This is a genomic window from Peterkaempfera podocarpi, from assembly GCF_042466665.1.
In the GTDB taxonomy this organism is placed as follows: Bacteria; Actinomycetota; Actinomycetes; order Streptomycetales; family Streptomycetaceae; genus Peterkaempfera; species Peterkaempfera podocarpi.
Genome location: NZ_CP162102.1, coordinates 6,552,536 through 6,569,797 on the forward strand (window position 1 = coordinate 6,552,536; position 17,262 = coordinate 6,569,797).

The 17,262-nt window shown below is 72.8% G+C and carries 13 protein-coding genes and 1 pseudogene; 13 read left to right on the forward strand and 1 reads right to left on the reverse strand.

Going from position 1 to position 17,262, the window contains the following annotated elements; genetic code table 11:
• Positions 1 to 4 precede the first annotated feature (4 nt).
• From murG to AB0761_RS28930, 8 genes are all read left to right on the forward strand, one after another.
• Entirely contained in the window at positions 5 to 1,114 is a 1,110-nt protein-coding gene (murG, locus tag AB0761_RS28895) for an undecaprenyldiphospho-muramoylpentapeptide beta-N-acetylglucosaminyltransferase (RefSeq protein ID WP_377272074.1), read from the forward strand.
• Positions 1,107 to 1,889 (forward strand): cell division protein FtsQ/DivIB, encoded by a 783-nt coding sequence (locus AB0761_RS28900; protein ID WP_377272075.1) that lies wholly within the window; start codon positions 1,107 to 1,109, stop codon positions 1,887 to 1,889. Before murG ends, AB0761_RS28900 begins: the two co-directional genes overlap by 8 nt.
• Positions 1,890 to 2,228: 339 nt before the next feature.
• Positions 2,229 to 3,425 (forward strand): cell division protein FtsZ, encoded by a 1,197-nt coding sequence (ftsZ, locus tag AB0761_RS28905; RefSeq protein WP_377272076.1) that lies wholly within the window; start codon positions 2,229 to 2,231, stop codon positions 3,423 to 3,425.
• A 34-nt stretch (positions 3,426 to 3,459) separates the two neighbouring features.
• Complete coding sequence (gene pgeF / locus AB0761_RS28910) at positions 3,460 to 4,200, forward strand: peptidoglycan editing factor PgeF (RefSeq protein ID WP_377272077.1); 741 nt, start codon at positions 3,460 to 3,462, stop codon at positions 4,198 to 4,200.
• Complete coding sequence (locus AB0761_RS28915) at positions 4,197 to 4,985, forward strand: YggS family pyridoxal phosphate-dependent enzyme (RefSeq protein ID WP_377272078.1); 789 nt, start codon at positions 4,197 to 4,199, stop codon at positions 4,983 to 4,985. Before pgeF ends, AB0761_RS28915 begins: the two co-directional genes overlap by 4 nt.
• Positions 4,986 to 5,201: 216 nt before the next feature.
• On the forward strand, positions 5,202 to 5,801 hold the full coding sequence (locus AB0761_RS28920) for a cell division protein SepF (RefSeq protein WP_377272079.1): 600 nt from the start codon (positions 5,202 to 5,204) through the stop codon (positions 5,799 to 5,801).
• Positions 5,802 to 5,866: 65 nt separating this feature from the next.
• A complete protein-coding gene (locus AB0761_RS28925) occupies positions 5,867 to 6,157 on the forward strand; it encodes a YggT family protein (protein ID WP_377272080.1) in 291 nt (96 codons plus the stop codon).
• Between the two features lie 48 nt (positions 6,158 to 6,205).
• On the forward strand, positions 6,206 to 7,411 hold the full coding sequence (locus AB0761_RS28930; RefSeq protein ID WP_377272081.1) for a DivIVA domain-containing protein: 1,206 nt from the start codon (positions 6,206 to 6,208) through the stop codon (positions 7,409 to 7,411).
• 329 nt (positions 7,412 to 7,740) lie between these two features.
• Here the strand turns inward: AB0761_RS28930 and ileS are convergent, their stop codons facing one another.
• A complete protein-coding gene (gene ileS, locus AB0761_RS28935) occupies positions 7,741 to 10,884 on the reverse strand; it encodes an isoleucine--tRNA ligase (RefSeq protein ID WP_377272082.1) in 3,144 nt (1,047 codons plus the stop codon).
• A gap of 591 nt (positions 10,885 to 11,475) precedes the next feature.
• Here ileS and AB0761_RS28940 point away from each other — a divergent pair.
• The 5 genes and pseudogenes from AB0761_RS28940 to AB0761_RS28960 all read left to right on the forward strand — a co-directional run bounded on the left by AB0761_RS28940 (position 11,476) and on the right by AB0761_RS28960 (position 17,262).
• Entirely contained in the window at positions 11,476 to 11,997 is a 522-nt protein-coding gene (locus AB0761_RS28940) for a TraR/DksA C4-type zinc finger protein (RefSeq protein ID WP_377272083.1), read from the forward strand.
• Positions 11,998 to 12,092: 95 nt separating this feature from the next.
• Positions 12,093 to 12,785 (forward strand): signal peptidase II, encoded by a 693-nt coding sequence (lspA, locus tag AB0761_RS28945; protein ID WP_377272084.1) that lies wholly within the window; start codon positions 12,093 to 12,095, stop codon positions 12,783 to 12,785.
• A gap of 51 nt (positions 12,786 to 12,836) precedes the next feature.
• Entirely contained in the window at positions 12,837 to 13,775 is a 939-nt protein-coding gene (locus AB0761_RS28950; protein WP_377272085.1) for an RluA family pseudouridine synthase, read from the forward strand.
• Positions 13,776 to 14,240, forward strand: a complete 465-nt coding sequence (locus AB0761_RS28955; protein WP_377272086.1) for a GNAT family N-acetyltransferase — start codon at positions 13,776 to 13,778, stop codon at positions 14,238 to 14,240.
• A gap of 209 nt (positions 14,241 to 14,449) precedes the next feature.
• A pseudogene (locus tag AB0761_RS28960) lies at positions 14,450 to 17,262 on the forward strand (CocE/NonD family hydrolase).

Below are 17,262 nucleotides of genomic sequence, written 5' to 3' on the forward strand. Positions count from 1 at the left end.
TTCGGTGCATGTCGTACTCGCCGGCGGGGGGACCGCCGGTCACATCGAGCCCGCGCTCGCCCTCGCCGACGCACTCCGCCGGCACGACCCGACGGTCGGCATCACGGCGCTGGGCACGGAGCGGGGCCTGGAGACCAGGCTGGTCCCCGAGCGCGGCTACCACCTGGAGCTGATCCCGGCGGTTCCGCTGCCGCGACGCCCCACCCCGGAGCTGATCACCGTCCCGGGCCGGCTGCGCGCCACCGTCAAGGCCACCCAGGACATCATCGAGCGGTCCAAGGCCGACGCCGTGGTCGGCTTCGGCGGCTATGTGGCCATGCCGGCATATCTGGCGGCCAAGCGCGCCGGGGTGCCGATCGTGGTCCACGAGGCCAACGCCCGCCCGGGCCTGGCCAACAAGGTCGGTTCCCGCTACACCGACTTCGTCGCGGTCTCCACCCCCGACAGCAAGCTGCGCGGCGCCCGCTATGTCGGCATCCCGCTGCGCCGCACCATCGCCACCCTGGACCGGCAGGCCGCCCGCCCCGAGGCACGCCACTACTTCGGCCTCGACCAGCGGCTGCCCACGCTGCTGGTCACCGGCGGCTCCCAGGGCGCCCGGCGGCTCAACGAGACCGTCCAGGCCATCGCCCCGCGGCTGCAGCAGTACGGGGTGCAGATCCTGCACGCCGTCGGCCCCAAGAACGAGCTGCCCCGGGTCGACGACATCCCCGGGATGCCGCCCTACCGCGCGGTCCCCTACCTGGACCGGATGGACCTCGCCTACGCCGCCGCCGACATGATGCTCTGCCGGGCCGGCGCCATGACCGTCGCCGAGCTGGCCGCGGTGGGCCTGCCCGCGGCCTTCGTCCCGCTGCCGGTCGGCAACGGCGAGCAGCGGCTCAACGCCCAGCCCGTGGTGAAGGCCGGCGGTGGACTGCTGGTCGACGATGCCGAGCTGACGCCCGAGTGGGTGCTCGGCAGTGTCCTGCCGGTGCTCACCGACCCGCAGCGGCTGTGGGACATGAGCCGCGCCGCCGCGGAGTTCGGCCGCCGGGACGCCGACGACCTGCTGGTCGGCATGGTCTACGAGGCCATCAGCGCGGCAAGGGGGCACGGCCCGCACCGTGGCTGAGCCGATCGCCCCGCAGCGCCGCGGGGAGCAGCCGGAGCGGGCGGCGGCCGAAGGGCCGCTGCCCCGCCTCCGGTTGTCCCGGCGGGGTGTGGCCGTGCTGGCCGCACTCTGCCTGGTGCTGGTGTCGGTCTGCGCCTGGCTGGTCTTCTTCTCCTCGGTGCTGGCGGTCCGTACGGTCGCGGTCACCGGCAACCACGAGCTGACGGCCGACCAGGTCGTCGCCGCGGCCGGGGTGCACCCCGGGGGTCCGCTGGCCCGGGTGGATCTCGACGCGGTGCGGCGGCGGGTGACCGGCCGGCTGAAGAAGGCGGAGCGGGTGGAGGTCTGGCGGGGCTGGCCGCACACGCTGCGGATCAAGGTCACCGAGCGCCGGGCGGTGGCGGCGGTGAAGGGGGCCGACGGCCGCTACACCCGGGTCGACGCCGCCGGGGTGCGGTTCGCCACCGACGCGGCACCGCCCAGGGGCGTACCGGTGGTGGAGCTCGAGGAGTCCCCGGCGGCCAGGGACGCGGAGGCGGCCTTCCCGCAGAAGGACCTGATCGCCGCTGCGGTGCAGGTGGCCCGGGATCTGCCGCCCGCGGTGGCGGGGAAGGCCTCGGCGGTCGAGGTGCACTCCTTTGACGACATCGAGCTGCGGCTGGACGGCGGCCGCACCGTACTGTGGGGCAGCGCCGAACGGGGGGCCCGCAAGGCAGCCGTGCTCACGGCGCTGCTCACCAGGTCCGCCCGGACGTATGACGTCAGTGCTCCGGATGCCCCAGCCACGGCGGGTTGACGGACTGTAGGGGTGTTGACGCGGGGCGCGTGCGGCCCGACCATGGTCCACCCCGGCTGAGTGGGCCGTTGGGTGATCACATAGGCTCAAAAGAAAAGCAGGAGGCTCGGCGTGTTCGTTGAACGCAGCCGCGCATCGACCTAGTGTCCTGTGTCATCAGGACGTTGAAAGAGACACTGACACAGCAGTAACCCTAAACCTCAAGGTTAGGGTTCGGGTCGGCGGTCGGCATTCCGGGGCATCGACCCCGGAAACGGGCACCCCACCCATGGGCATCCGTCGTACGGCAGTCACCACGCAGCCGTCCGACCCGGTAACTCGAGGCGAGAGGCCTTCGACGTGGCAGCACCGCAGAACTACCTCGCAGTCATCAAGGTCGTCGGAATCGGCGGCGGTGGCGTCAACGCCATCAACCGGATGATCGAGGTCGGGCTCAAGGGCGTCGAGTTCATCGCGATCAACACCGATGCGCAGGCCCTCCTGATGAGCGACGCCGACGTCAAGCTCGACGTGGGCCGTGAACTCACCCGGGGCCTGGGCGCAGGCGCCAACCCCGAGGTCGGCCGCAAGGCCGCGGAGGACCACCGCGAGGAGATCGAGGAGGTCCTCAAGGGGGCCGACATGGTCTTCGTCACGGCCGGCGAGGGCGGCGGCACCGGCACCGGCGGCGCGCCCGTGGTGGCCAACATCGCCCGCTCGCTGGGCGCACTGACCATCGGTGTGGTCACCCGGCCCTTCACCTTCGAGGGCCGCCGCCGCGCCAACCAGGCCGAGGACGGCATCGCGCAGCTGCGCGAAGAGGTCGACACCCTCATCGTCATCCCCAACGACCGGCTGCTCTCCATCTCCGACCGCCAGGTCAGCGTGCTGGACGCGTTCCGCTCCGCGGACCAGGTGCTGCTCTCCGGTGTGCAGGGCATCACCGACCTGATCACCACCCCCGGTCTGATCAACCTGGACTTCGCGGACGTCAAGTCGGTGATGTCGGACGCCGGTTCGGCCCTGATGGGCATCGGCTCCGCCCGCGGTGAGGACCGCGCCAAGGCGGCGGCCGAGATGGCCATCTCCTCGCCGCTGCTGGAGGCCTCCATCGATGGTGCCCGCGGGGTGCTGCTCTCCATCTCCGGCGGCTCGGACCTCGGTCTCTTCGAGATCAACGAGGCCGCCCAGCTGGTCAGCGAGGCCGCCCACCCGGAGGCCAACATCATCTTCGGTGCGGTCATCGACGACGCCCTCGGCGACGAGGTGCGGGTGACCGTGATCGCGGCCGGCTTCGACGGCGGACAGCCCCCGGCCATCGTCCGCGACCCGGTGGTGAAGTCCACCCCCCAGGACCGCGACCGCGACCGTCCGGCCCCCTCGCGGCCCTCCTACGGCTCCCTCGGCTCCGTGGCCGCCGCGGACGAGGTGCCGGCGAGCCGCTCCGAGTCGGCCCCCGCCCCGGTGAGCTCCCCGGTGCCGCCGCAGGTCCCGCCGGTCCGCCCCTATGTCGAGACCCCGGCCGAGGAGCTGGACGTCCCGGACTTCCTCAAGTGACCGCACCGATAGCGGCGCGCCCGAGGAGCGGCACGTGATCGGGCAGCGCATCGAGCGCGACGGGGCTCACTTCGCCTTCACCGACCGGTGGGGCGGAGTGAGCTCCGAGCCGTACGGAGAGCTCAACCTCGGCGGCGCGGTCGGCGACGACGCCGCCGCCGTGCGGAGGAACCGGGCGCTCGCCGCCGGGTCCCTCGGGCTGGACCCCGCGGACGTGGTCTGGATGAACCAGGTGCACGGCCGCGAGGTCGCCGAGATCACCGGCCGCCAGCGCGACGGCGAGGCACCCCGGGTGGACGCGGTGGTCACCACCCGTCCCGGGCTCGCCCTGGCGGTGCTGACCGCCGACTGCACCCCCGTGCTGCTGGCCGACCCTGTCGCGGGAGTCGCCGCCGCCGCCCATGCCGGCCGGCCGGGACTCGCCGCCGGGGTGGTCCCCGCGGCCGTCGAGGCGATGGTGCGGCTCGGTGCCCGGCCGGAGCGGATCACCGCGGCCACCGGCCCCACCGTCTGCGGCCGCTGCTACGAGGTCCCCGAGGCGATGCGGGCCGAGGTCGCCGCCGCCGTCCCGGCGGCTCACGCCACCACCGGCTGGGGCACCCCGGCCCTGGATGTGCCCGGTGGAGTGCACGCCCAACTCGCCGAAGCGGGCGTCACCGACCTCCTCCGCTCCCCGGTCTGCACCCTGGAGTCGGCAGACCACTTCTCCTACCGCCGCGATCAGCGCACCGGGCGCCTCGCCGGCTACGTCTGGTTGGATCCACAGGAGAGATGACGAATCACCATGACGGGTCGTTCCCCGACGGCCCGTCGTTCCCCGATGCCCTGACCGCGCACGACCGGGCGCGCCGCGAGCAGTTGCACGCCAATCTCGCCGAAGTGGAGCAGCGCATCGCTGCGGCCTGCGCCGCCGCGAAGCGCCCGCGCGACGAGGTCGCCCTGGTCGTGGTCACCAAGACCTACCCGGCCGGGGACACCCGGCTGCTGGCCTCCCTGGGGGTGCGGGAGGTGGCCGAGAACCGGGACCAGGATGCCGCCCCCAAGGCCGCGGACTGCGCCGACCTGTCACTCACCTGGCACTTCGTCGGGCAGTTGCAGACCAACAAGGTCCGCTCTGTGGTCGGTTATGCGGATTATGTGCATTCAGTGGACCGGCTGAAGCTGGTGAATGCCCTCTCCTCGGAGGTGGTGAGAGCCGGACGACCGGAACTGGGCTGCCTGGTGCAGGTGGCTCTCGACCGGGAGTCGGCCGGGGGCGCCGGCCGGGCCGGTGCGTCGCCGGGCGAGGTCGAGGCCCTCGCCGAGGCGGTCGCGGCGGCACCGGGACTGCGTCTCGCGGGGGTGATGACGGTCGCTCCGCTCGCCGGTCCGTACGCCGGCGATCCGGCGGCGGCTTTCGGTCGACTGGCGGAAATCGCAAGCGCAGTACGGGCGGCCCATCCGGCTGCCACGATGGTCTCGGCGGGGATGAGTGGCGACCTCGAACAGGCCGTTGCTGCCGGTGCGACACATGTGCGCGTCGGAACGGCGGTACTCGGCGCACGGCCACCCCTCCGGTAACGTCACCGGTTAGTAGATCAGACCACAGGACAAAATAGGACAAGATGTATCGCCTTCGCATTGCGGCGGCGAATCGTGGATCGTGTGTCCGCGGCCACGCAGCGGACCTGACGGAACGTCGGGCGCCGGGCGGACCGCGGTCCCGACCCCCGGCGCCGTCGGGGGCGGGGTCTGGCCGGTGACGGGCCGATCCACCACAGAGCGGAGGACAGGAGTATGGCCGGCGCTATGCGCAAGATGGCGGTCTACCTCGGCCTCGTGGAGGACGAGACGTACGACGGCCAGGGGTACGACCCCGACGACGACTACGACGCGGACCCGGAGCCGCTGCGTGGCGCGCGCACCGAGGAGGTGCCCCGGCAGCAACCGGTGGCGGCCGCGGCCCATGCGGCCCCGCACGCTGCCCCTGCGGCGCAGGCGGTGCCGATTCGCCAGGAGCCGGCGCGGATGGCTCCGGTGTCCTCCATCACACCCGAACGCCGCCACGTGGAGAAGAGCGCCCCGGTGATCATGCCCAAGGTCGTCAACGAGCGAGAGCCGTACCGCATCACCACACTCCACCCCCGAACCTACAACGAGGCCCGCACCATCGGGGAACACTTCCGCGACGGCACCCCCGTGATCATGAATCTCACGGAGATGGACGACACCGACGCCAAGCGCCTCGTAGACTTCGCGGCTGGACTCGTCTTCGGTCTGCACGGCAGCATCGAGCGGGTGACGCAGAAGGTGTTCCTGCTGTCTCCTGCTAACGTCGATGTCACGGCGGAGGACAAGGCCCGTATCGCCGAGGGTGGGTTCTTCAACCAGAGCTGACCCAGCCACGACACCAGGTACGGATCCGCTGACAGTGAGTGAACGGACAGGGAGAGGGAAGCGCGATGGGCATCGTGTCGGCAGTGCTCTACTACGCACTGACCGTCTTCCTGATCATCCTGCTCTTCCGGCTGGTGATGGACTGGGTGTTCCAGTTCGCCCGATCCTGGCGCCCCGGAAGGGCCATGGTTGTGGTCCTCGAGGCCACGTACACTGTCACGGATCCGCCGCTCAAGCTTCTGCGGCGGTTCATCCCGCCGCTACGTCTCGGGGGCGTGGCGCTCGACTTGTCCTTCTTCGTACTGATGATCATTGTGTATGTCCTGATCTCGCTCGTGGTGAGACTGCCGTGGTAAGCGCGCGACAGGACGCCGGTGTGCCGACGATCACGTTGAGGTGAAGAGATGCCGTTGACCCCCGAGGACGTTCGTAACAAGCAGTTCACGACCGTCCGCCTCCGCGAAGGCTATGACGAGGACGAGGTCGATGCCTTCCTCGACGAGGTCGAAGCAGAGCTGACGCGACTGCTCCGAGAGAACGAGGACCTGCGCGCCAAGCTGGCCGCTGCGACCCGCGCGGCCGCACAGAACCAGCAGAACATGCGCAAGGAGCAGGAGCCGCAGCGCCCCAACGCTCCGGTGCCCGCTGCCATATCCGGACCGCCCATCCCGGGCCAGCCGCAGATGCCGCAGCAGATGGGCGGACCCCAGCAGCTCGGCCTGCCCCCGGGCGGTCAGCAGCAGATGGGCGGCCAGCAGCAGATGGGCGGCCAGCAGCAGATGGGCGGCCCGCCGCAGCTGCCCGCCGGCCCCGGTGGCCAGCCGCAGATGCCGCAGCAGATGGGCGGTCCCATGGGTCCTGGTGGCCCCATGGGCGGTCCCATGGGTCCTGGTGGCCCCATGGGTGGCCCGATGGGCGGCCCCATGGGCGGCCCCCCGCACATGCAGCAGCAGCAGCAGGGCCCGGGTGGCGACAGCGCCGCCCGCGTGCTGGCGCTCGCCCAGCAGACCGCCGACCAGGCGATCGCCGAGGCCCGCTCCGAGGCCAACAAGATCGTCGGCGAGGCCCGCAGCCGCGCCGAGGGCCTTGAGCGCGACGCCCGTTCCAAGGCGGACGCCCTGGAGCGGGACGCCCAGGAGAAGCACCGGGTGGCCATGGGCTCCCTGGAGTCCGCCCGCGCCACGCTGGAGCGCAAGGTCGAGGACCTTCGTGCCTTCGAGCGGGAGTACCGGACCCGGCTGAAGTCCTACCTGGAGACCCAGCTGCGCCAGCTGGAGTCGCAGGCGGACGACTCGCTCGCCCCGCCGCGCACCCCGGCCACCGCTTCGCTGCCCCCGGCGTCGATGGCCCCGGCCGGTGCTCCGGCGGGCATGGGCGGCCAGACCTTCGGTGGACAGCAGTCCTTCGGTGGCGGCAACCAGCCCAGCTTCGGTGGACAGCAGTCCTTCGGCGGCGGCAACCAGCCCAGCTTCGGTGGTCAGAACTCGCCGATGGCACCGGCCGGTATGACCCAGCCGATGTCCGCGGTCCGGCCGCAGCCCCCGCAGCCGCTGCAGCAGGCTCCCACCCCGATGCGCGGCTTCCTCATCGACGAGGAGAACGACAACTGAGCGACGGGTTCAGCGTGATGCTCATCACATGAACCGGAGCAGACGACGGCGCCCCCACTGCGATGCAGTGGGGGCGCCGTCGTCTGTGCCCGTCCGGGAGGCCGGTGTGGACCGGGTGTCTCGCCAGGGGGTGAAACGCGCCGAGCGGCGCCACCGTGGTGGTGGCGCCGCTCGGCGGGGGACGGATGTGCCGTCAGGGACCGCGGGTGCCGCAGCGGGCCGCGTGTCCACGGCGGTGCCGGGGTGCCGCCTTGCCTCCCCCGGGGCCGTGGGCGGCCGCCGGAGGGGCGCCCCGGGCCCGGTGGAGGCCCCGGGGCGCCCCGGCGGGGTCAGGCCTTGCGCAGGCGGAAGGAGAGGCCCAGGGACTCGTCGGTGAAGGCCTCGGAGGCCCAGTCGGCCTCGCCCTGGGCGAAGTCCACGGCCAGCACCTCGTCGGCGACCAGCCCCGCGTGCTCGGCCAGCGCCCCGGCGGTCTCCGGGTCGTCGGCGGTCCACCGCAGCACGATCCGGTCGGCGACATCCAGGCCGCTGGTCTTGCGGGCCTCCTGGACCTGCCGGATCACATCCCGGGCGACGCCGGTGCGGCGCAGCTCGGGCGTGATGTGCAGGTCCAGGGCGACGGTGGCGCCGGACTCGTTGGCCACGGCCCAGCCCTCGCGCGGGGTCTCGGTCACCACGACCTCGTCCGGGGTGAGCTCGACGGCCTCGCCGTTCACCTCGACCGTGGCGGTGCCCCCGGCGCGCAGTGCGGCGGAGAGCGCGGCGGCGTCGGCGGCCGCGATGGCCTTGGCGACGTCCTGGACGCCCTTGCCGAACCGCTTGCCCAGCGCCCGGAAGTTGGCCTTGGCGGTGGTGTCCACCAGCGAGCCGCCGACCTCGGCCAGCGAGGCGAGCTCGGAGACGTTGAGCTCCTCGGCGATCTGCCCGCGCAGCTCGGCCGGCAGCTCCTCCCAGCCCTGGGCGGCGATCAGTGCCCGGGAGAGCGGCTGACGGGTCTTCACCCCGGAGTCGGCCCGGGTGGCGCGGCCGAGTTCCACCAGGCGGCGGACCAGGGCCATGTGCCGGGAGAGGTCGGTGTCGATCACGCTCTCGTCGGCCTCCGGCCAGGTGGCCAGGTGCACCGAGGCGGGGGCGTCCGGCACCACCGGCACCACCAGGTCCTGCCAGACCCGCTCGGTGATGAACGGCACCAGCGGGGCCATCAGCCGGGTGACGGTGTCCACGACCTCGTGCAGGGTGGCCAGCGCCGCGGGCTCGCCCTGCCAGAAGCGGCGGCGGGAGCGGCGCACGTACCAGTTGGAGAGGTCGTCGACGAAGGCGGAGAGCAGCCGGCCGGCCCGCTGGGTGTCGAAGGCTTCGAGGGCGGCATCCACCTCCCTGACCAGGATGCCCAGTTCGGAGAGGAGCCAGCGGTCCAGCAGCGGCCGCTCGGCCGCCGCGGGGTCGGCGGCGGAGGGGGCCCAGCCGGCGGTGCGGGCGTAGAGGACCTGGAAGGCGACGGTGTTCCAGTAGGTGAGGAGGGTCTTGCGGACCACCTCCTGGATGGTGCCGTGGCCGACCCGGCGGGCGGCCCACGGGGAGCCGCCGGCGGCCATGAACCACCGCACCGCGTCCGCGCCGTGCTGGTCCATCAGCGGGATCGGCTGCAGGATGTTGCCCAGGTGCTTGGACATCTTGCGGCCGTCCTCGGCGAGGATGTGGCCCAGGCAGACCACGTTCTCGTACGAGTTGCGGTCGAAGACCAGGGTGCCGACGGCCATCAGCGAGTAGAACCAGCCACGGGTCTGGTCGATGGCCTCGGAGATGAACTGCGCCGGGTAGCTCTTCTCGAACTGCTCCTGGTTGCGGTACGGGTAGCCCCACTGCGCGAACGGCATGGAGCCCGAGTCGTACCAGGCGTCGATGACCTCGGGCACCCGGGTGGCGGTGGAGGCGCACTCGGGGCAGTCGAGGGTGATGTCGTCGATGTAGGGGCGGTGCGGGTCCAGCGAGGAGAGGTCGCGGCCGGCCAGCTCGCCCAGCTCGCCGAGGGAGCCGACGCAGGTGAGGTGGCCCTGCTCGCAGGTCCAGATCGGCAGCGGGGTGCCCCAGTAGCGCTTGCGGCTCAGCGCCCAGTCGACGTTGTTGTTGAGCCAGTCCCCGAAGCGGCCGTGCTTGATGTTCTCCGGGAACCAGTTGGTGCGCTCGTTCTCGCGCAGCAGGGCGTCCTTGACCGCGGTGGTGCGGATGTACCAGGACGGCTGGGCGTAGTAGAGCAGCGCGGTGTGGCAGCGCCAGCAGTGCGGGTAGCTGTGCTCGTACGGCAGGTGGCGGAAGAGCAGGCCGCGTGCCTGCAGGTCGGCCACCAGCGCCTCGTCGGCCTTCTTGAAGAAGACCCCGCCGACCAGCGGTACTTCGGGTTCGAAGGTGCCGTCCGGGCGCACCGGGTTGACCACCGGCAGCCCGTAGGAGCGACAGACCCTCAGGTCGTCCTCGCCGAAGGCGGGGGACTGGTGGACCAGGCCGGTGCCGTCCTCGGTGGTCACATAGGTGTCGTTGACGACGTAGTGGGCGTCCTCGATCGGGACCAGCGCGAAGGGGCGGTCGTAGGTCCAGCGCTCCATCTCGGCGCCGGTGAAGGTCCGGCCGGTGGCGGTCCACCCCTCGCCCAGCGCCTTGGCCAGCAGCGGCTCGGCGACGACCAGCTGCTCGTTGCCGTCGGTGGCCACCGCATAGGTGACCTCGGGGTGGGCGGCGACGGCGGTGTTGGAGACCAGGGTCCACGGCGTGGTCGTCCAGACCAGCAGCGAGGCGCTGCCGGCGAGCGGGCCGGAGGTCAGCGGGAAGCGGACGAAGACCGAGGGGTCGACCACGGTCTCGTAGCCCTGGGCCAGTTCGTGGTCGGAGAGGCCGGTGCCGCAGCGCGGGCACCAGGGGGCCACCCGGTGGTCTTGCACCAGCAGGCCCTTGTCGAAGATCTGCTTCAGCGACCACCACACCGACTCGATGTAGGCGGGGTCCATGGTGCGGTAGGCCTGGTCCAGGTCGACCCAGTAGCCCATCCGCTCGGTGAGTTCGGCGAAGGCGTCGGTGTGCCGGGTGACGGACTCGCGGCACCTGGCGTTGAACTCGGCGATGCCGTACGCCTCGATGTCCTGCTTGCCGGTGAAGCCCAGCTCCTTCTCCACCGCCAGCTCGACCGGCAGCCCGTGGCAGTCCCAGCCGGCCTTGCGGCCGACGTGGTAGCCCTTCATGGTGCGGTAGCGGGGGAAGACGTCCTTGAAGACGCGGGCCTCGATGTGGTGGGCGCCGGGCATTCCGTTGGCGGTGGGCGGGCCCTCGAAGAAGACCCACTCGGGGCGGCCCTCGGACTGCTCCAGGCTGCGCTGGAAGATCTTGTTGTCCCGCCAGAAGGTGAGCACCTGGTGCTCCAGGGCGGGCAGGTCGACCTGCGCGGGCACGGCCCGGTAGCGGGGCTCTTCGGGGTTGGTCATCGCGGGGGCCTTCCTCCGGCGGATGCGTCGATACGGCTTCCGACGGAGGGACGAGGCAGCGTGTGCGGCCCCGCGGTACCACCCTCCTTGGCTGCGGACGGGGTGCCTGCCGCGGCCCACTCATTGATGCTGCTGCCGGGTCTACCGGGCCCCTGGGGGCCGTTCTTCCGGCGGCTCCGGGGTGATCTTCCCGTCGCGCACGCCCCCGGGCTCCCACCGTCCCCGGTTCGCTGCTGGCTGCGTACGGCGGTACTCGTCCCCATCAACGCCTCGCACCAGCAGTGTATAGGCCGATGCAACCGCATTGGCTGCGGCGGGCGGTGGCGGACACGGATTGCGGTTAACGGGTCACGTTCTGGGCACAACCTCGTCAGGCCGGAGGAGGGGCCTCCTCGGGTGGACATCGGACGCATGCCGGAATGTCCGGTTGTGGCATGAATCGCAGCGAATTATCGTTCCGGCACCGAGCGGACCGGGAACCGCCGGACACCGCCATTCGTGAAGGGGTCGTAGCCATGGCTGAGAAGGCTGAGAACGGGACCACCGCCACCAGGCGGCCGCAGGGCCGTGGCGGACCCGGGGGAGGGGACAGTGACCACGCGCCGCAAGACCAGTACCGCCGCCGCACGCCCGGCGGTGTCCAGCCGCACCCATGCCGCGGCAGCCACGCCCAGGACGGTCGCCACCGCGGCCGTGCCGGAGCCCGGCCCGCTGGACCCGGCGGACCTCCCGGTACGCCCGGGGGAGGACCCCTGGACCGCCGAGGAGGTCGTCGAGCTGCGCGACGAGCTCACCGCCGAGGCCCAGCGGCTGAGCCTGGAGATCGACACCGCCGAGGCGGCGATCTCCGGCATGATGCGCGACTCCGGCGACGGCGCCGGCGACGACCAGGTGGACGCAGGCACCAAGAACATCTCCCGGGAGCACGAGCTGGCGCTCGCCAACAACGCCCGCGACATGCTCGCCCAGACCGAGCGGGCCCTCGGCCGGCTGAAGGGCACCGGCTTCGGACTCTGCGAGTCCTGCGGCAACGCCGTCGGCAAGGCCCGTCTCCAGGCGTTCCCGCGGGCCACCCTCTGCGTGCAGTGCAAGGCCAAGCAGGAGCGGCGCTAGCCGGACCGCCTCGGCCCGGCCCCTCCCGCTGCCGCCCCGGTGCCGTACGCTCGACCTCGACAGCGCCGCCCCGGCCCCGGGGCCGGTTACCACCCGTGACGGCAGCGGAGCGCATCATCAGTACGCCAGGTTCCCACCAGACCCAGGGCGGCGCGGCCCGGGACAACGCCGTCGACGCCGCGGCACAGCAGACGCCCGTAGGCGCCGAGGAGTCGGCACAGCAGCCCGCCGAGGCCGGCTCCGTCCCGGCGGCGCGCCGCCGCCGGGTCACCGTGCTGCTGGTGGTCGCACTGCTCGCCTACCTGATCGACCTGGGCAGCAAGCTGCTGGTGGTCGCCAGGCTGGAGGGCCACGCCCCCATCCAGGTCATCGGCGATGTGCTCACCTTCCAGGTGATCCGCAACCCCGGCGCGGCCTTCGGCATGGGCCAGGCGCTGACCATCGTCTTCACCCTGATCGCCGCCTCGGTGATCGTGGTCATCTGGCGGATCGCCCGCAAGCTCTACAGCCTGCCCTGGGCGGTCGCGCTGGGGCTGCTGCTCGGCGGCGCCCTGGGCAACCTCACCGACCGGCTCTTCCGCGCCCCGGCGGTCTTCCGCGGCCATGTGGTGGACTTCATCTCGCTGCAGCACTTCGCGGTCTTCAACCTCGCCGACTCCGCGATCGTCTGCGGCGGTGTGCTGGTGGTGCTGCTCTCCTTCCGCGGCTCCAACCCGGACGGCTCCGTCCAGCGCGACCGTGAGGAGGAGCAGCGCGAGGAGGAGCAGGACGCCGCCGAGCAGTCCTGACCGCGGCCGGCGTGGCCGTGGCCGGTCCGGCGGTCCGGCATACTCGTTCGGGTGAGCACCGCAGCGCAGATCCGTACCCTGCCCGTACCCGACGGCCTCGAGGGGGAGCGTCTCGACGCCGCCCTCGCCCGGATGTTCGGCTTCTCCCGCACCAAGGCGGCCGAACTCGCCGCCGACGGGAAGGTCCGGGTGGACGGCGCCACGGCGGGCAAGTCCGACCGGGTCACCGCCGGTGCCTGGCTGGAGGTCGAGATCCCCGCTCCGCCCGCGCCGGTGCAGATCGTCGCCGAGCCCGTCGAGGGCATGCGGATCGTCCATGACGACGACCACCTGGTGGTCGTCGACAAGCCGGTGGGCGTCGCCGCCCACCCCAGCCCCGGCTGGACCGGCCCCACCGTGATCGGCGGCCTCGCCGCGGCCGGCTACCGCATCTCCACCTCGGGCGCCGCCGAGCGCCAGGGCATCGTGCACCGCCTGGACGTCGGCACCTCCGGCCTGATGGTGGTCGCCAAGTCCGAGCTGGCCTACAGCCTGCTGAAGCAGCAGTTCCGCGAGCGCACCGTGGACAAGCGCTACAACGCCCTGGTGCAGGGCCACCCCGACCCGATGCACGGCACCGTGGACGCCCCCATCGACCGGCACCCCAGCTCCGACTGGAAGTGGGCCGTGGTCGCCACCGGCAAGCCCTCGGTCACCCACTACGACCTGATCGAGGCCTTCCGGGCCGCCTCGCTGCTGGACATCAAGCTGGAGACCGGCCGCACCCACCAGATCCGGGTCCACATGTCCGCGCTGCGCCACCCCTGCGTCGGCGACCTCACCTATGGCGCCGACCCCACCCTCGCCAAGCGGCTCGGCCTCACCCGGCAGTGGCTGCACGCCGTCCACCTGGGCTTCGAGCACCCCTCGGACGGGCAGTGGGCCGAGTTCGACAGCGAGTACCCCGAGGACCTGGCCAAGGCCCTCGACATCATCACCGCGGAGAGCTGAGTGGACGCCGTCATCCGTATCGCCGACACCGCCGAGGACATGGAGCAGGTGCACCGGGTCCGCCGTGAGGTGTTCATCGTCGAGCAGCAGATCCCCGAGGACGAGGAGTGGGACGACCTCGACCCGCTCTGCGTCCATATGCTCGCCGCGGGACCCGGCGGGGAGGCGCTGGGCACCGGCCGGCTGATCCACGGTGAGCCCGCCCGCAAGCAGTCCGGCCGCGACGGTGTGGTGCTGCTCGGCAGGCTCGCCGTGCTGCCCGCCGCCCGGGGCACCGGTCTGGGCGTGGCCCTGGTCCGCGCGCTGGAGCAGGCCGGGGTGGAGCAGGGCGCCCAGGAGATGGAGCTGCATGCGCAGGTCACCGCGATCGGCTTCTACGAGCGCCTCGGCTACACCGCCCATGGCCCCGAGTACCTCGACGGCGGCCTTCCCCACCGCACCATGACCCGGCCACTGACCGACTGACCCCAGCTCACCCCCGGCCGGGGTCCGCGTCCGGGGTGCCGCTCCCGGCCGGCGACGGGGCGGCGTCCGCCGCGCCCGGGGCGGCGGAGGTGGCGATCCGGGGCAGCGACCGGGGGTGGCGAGCCCCACAGCCGGTGGACGGGCCCTGCCGTGAGGCACGCGGCTCCCCGGGCCGGGGCAGCGCAGCAGGGCGGTTAGGATCAGCGACCATGGAGCCGGTCGGCCGCCGGGTGCGGCAGTGGTGGAGGGGGAGGCCGCGCGGTCCGCGCCGGCTGGCGGCCGCGGTACTCGCCCTGGCCGTGCTGGCGGGCGGTGCCGGGGTGTGGCGGCAGGCGTCCACCGACGGCCCGGCCCTCCATGTCGAGCAGCGCACTCTGCAGCTCCCGGAGAGCCCGGGCAGCTCCCGGCGGGTGGCCATCGACACCTCGTTCCTCACCGCGGGCGGATCCGGCCGCCGTCCGGCGGTGCTGCTGGCACACGGCTTCGGCGGCTCCAAGGACGACGTCAGGGCGCAGGCCGAGCAGCTCGCCCGGTCCGGCTACGCGGTGCTGACCTGGTCGGCGCGCGGCTTCGGCCGCTCCGGCGGGCGGATCGCGCTGGACGCGCCGGACGCCGAGGTTAGGGACGTCCGCGCGCTGGTCGACTGGCTGGCCGAACGCCCCGAGGTGCAGCTGGACGCCGCCGGAGATCCCCGGGTCGGTATCGCCGGCGCCTCGTACGGCGGGGCGGTCTCGCTGCTGGCGGCGGCCTACGACCGGCGGATCGATGCGATCGCCCCGCAGATCACCTGGTGGAACCTGGCGGACGCCTTCTTCCCGCAGAACGCGGTGGGGGGCGGCTCCGCCGACGGCGTCTTCAAGCGGCTCTGGGCCGGGATCTTCTTCACCACCGGCTCCGCCACCCCGGGTGCCTCCGGGTCCGCGCCCACGGGCGCGGCCGCCTCCGCCGCTGCCCCGGGCACCGCCGGTCCCGCCGGAGCCTGCGGCCGCTTCACCGACCAGCTCTGCGAGATGTACAACCGGGTCGCGGTGGCCGGACACGCCGACCCGGCCGCGGTGAAGCTGCTGGACCGCTCCAGCCCGTCCTCGGTCGCCGACCGCATCCGCGTCCCGACCCTGGTCGTCCAGGGCCTGCACGACTCCCTCTTCCCCCTCGACCAGGGCGACGCCATCGCCCGTGCGGTCGCCGCCAACGGCGCACCCGTCTCGGTCGACTGGTCCGACGGCGGCCATGACGGCGGCGACCAGGAGAGCGGGCGGATCCAGCAGCGGATCACCGCCTGGTTCGACCACTACCTCAAGGGCAGCGGCGCCTCCACCGGCCCGGCCTTCCGGGTCACCCGCACCGGCGGGCTGGACTCCACCGGCGTGGACCCGGTGCTGCGCGGGGCCACCGCGGACCGCTACCCCGGCCTGGACGGCACCACCACCCGCACCGTCGCGCTGACCGGGCCCGAGCAGACCGCGGCCAACCCGGCCGGGGGCTCCCCGCCCGCCCTCTCCACCGTCCCCGGGGTCTCCGCGCTCACCCAGCTCTCCACCGCGGGCGCCGGACTGGCCCTGGACCTCCCGGGCCAGTCGGCGGCCTTCACCTCCGCTCCGCTGCCCGCCGCCGTCCGGGTCACCGGAACACCGCGGATCACCGTACGGGTGCACTCCGACCGGCCCGACGCGGTGCTCTTCGGCAAGGTCTACGACGTCGCCCGGGACGGCACCCGCACCCTCCCCCAGCAGCTGGTCGCCCCGCTGCGGGTGACCGGCGCCGACGGCCCCGACGGGCGCACCGTGGAGGTGCGGCTGCCCGCGGTGGACCATGAGTTCGCCGCCGGCCACCGGATGACGGTGGTGCTGGCCACCACCGACCTGGCCTATGCCTCACCGGTGCAGCCGGCCCACTACCGCATCGCGGCGGCGGGACCGGGCCTCGAGGTGCCCGTCGACCAGGGGCTGCGCACCGCTGCCGCGCCATTGCCCGGCTGGGTCTGGGGCCTGCCCGCCGCAGCACTCGTCCTGGCCGCACTGCTGCTGCTGACCGGCCGCGGCCGGCTGCGCCGCACCCCGGCCCCCGACCCGCTGCTGGCGGCGGTGCCGCTGCAGATCACCGGCCTGTCCAAGCGCTACGCCGGGGCAGCCGACCGCTACGCCGTACGCGACCTCGGCTTCCGGGTGGAGCAGGGCCAGGTGGTGGGCCTGCTCGGCCCAACGGCGCCGGCAAGACCACCACCCTGCGGATGCTGATGGGCCTGATCCGTCCGGACGGCGGCGACATCCGGATCTTCGGCCATGCGGTGCGCGGCGGCTCTCCCGTGCTCTCCCGGGTCGGCGCCTTCGTCGAGGGCGCGGGCTTCCTGCCCCATCTGACCGGCCGCGACAACCTCCGGCTGTACTGGCGGGCCACCGGCCGCCCGGCCGAGGACGCCCACCTGGACGAGGCCCTGGAGATCGCCGCGCTGGGCGAGGCACTGGACCGGGCGGTGCGCACCTACTCCCAGGGCATGCGCCAGCGGCTGGCCATCGCCCAGGCCATGCTGGGCCTGCCCGAGCTGCTCATCCTGGACGAGCCCACCAATGGGCTGGACCCCCCGCAGATCCGTGAGATGCGGGAGGTGATGATCCGCTACGCGGCCACCGGACGCACCGTCATCGTCTCCAGCCACCTGCTCTCCGAGGTCGAGCAGAGCTGCACCCATCTGGTGGTGATGGACCAGGGCCGGCTGGTCGCCGCGGGCGCCGTCGCCGACATCGTCGGCGCGGGCGGCGGCCTGCTGCTGGTCGCCGTGGTCACGAGCGGCCCGGAGGCGCTGGACGAGGGCGGGGTCACCGCGGCCGCCGAGAAGATCGCCGCCCTGGAGGGTGTGGCCTCCGCCGAACCCGCCGAGGGCGGTGTGCTGGTGTCCCTGGACGGCCTGGCACCGCACCGGCTGCTGGCCGAACTGGTCCGGCTCGGCATCCCCGTGGAGCGGATGGCACCGCACCGCCGTCTGGAGGACGCCTTCCTCTCCCTGATCGGAGGCCCCGCGTGA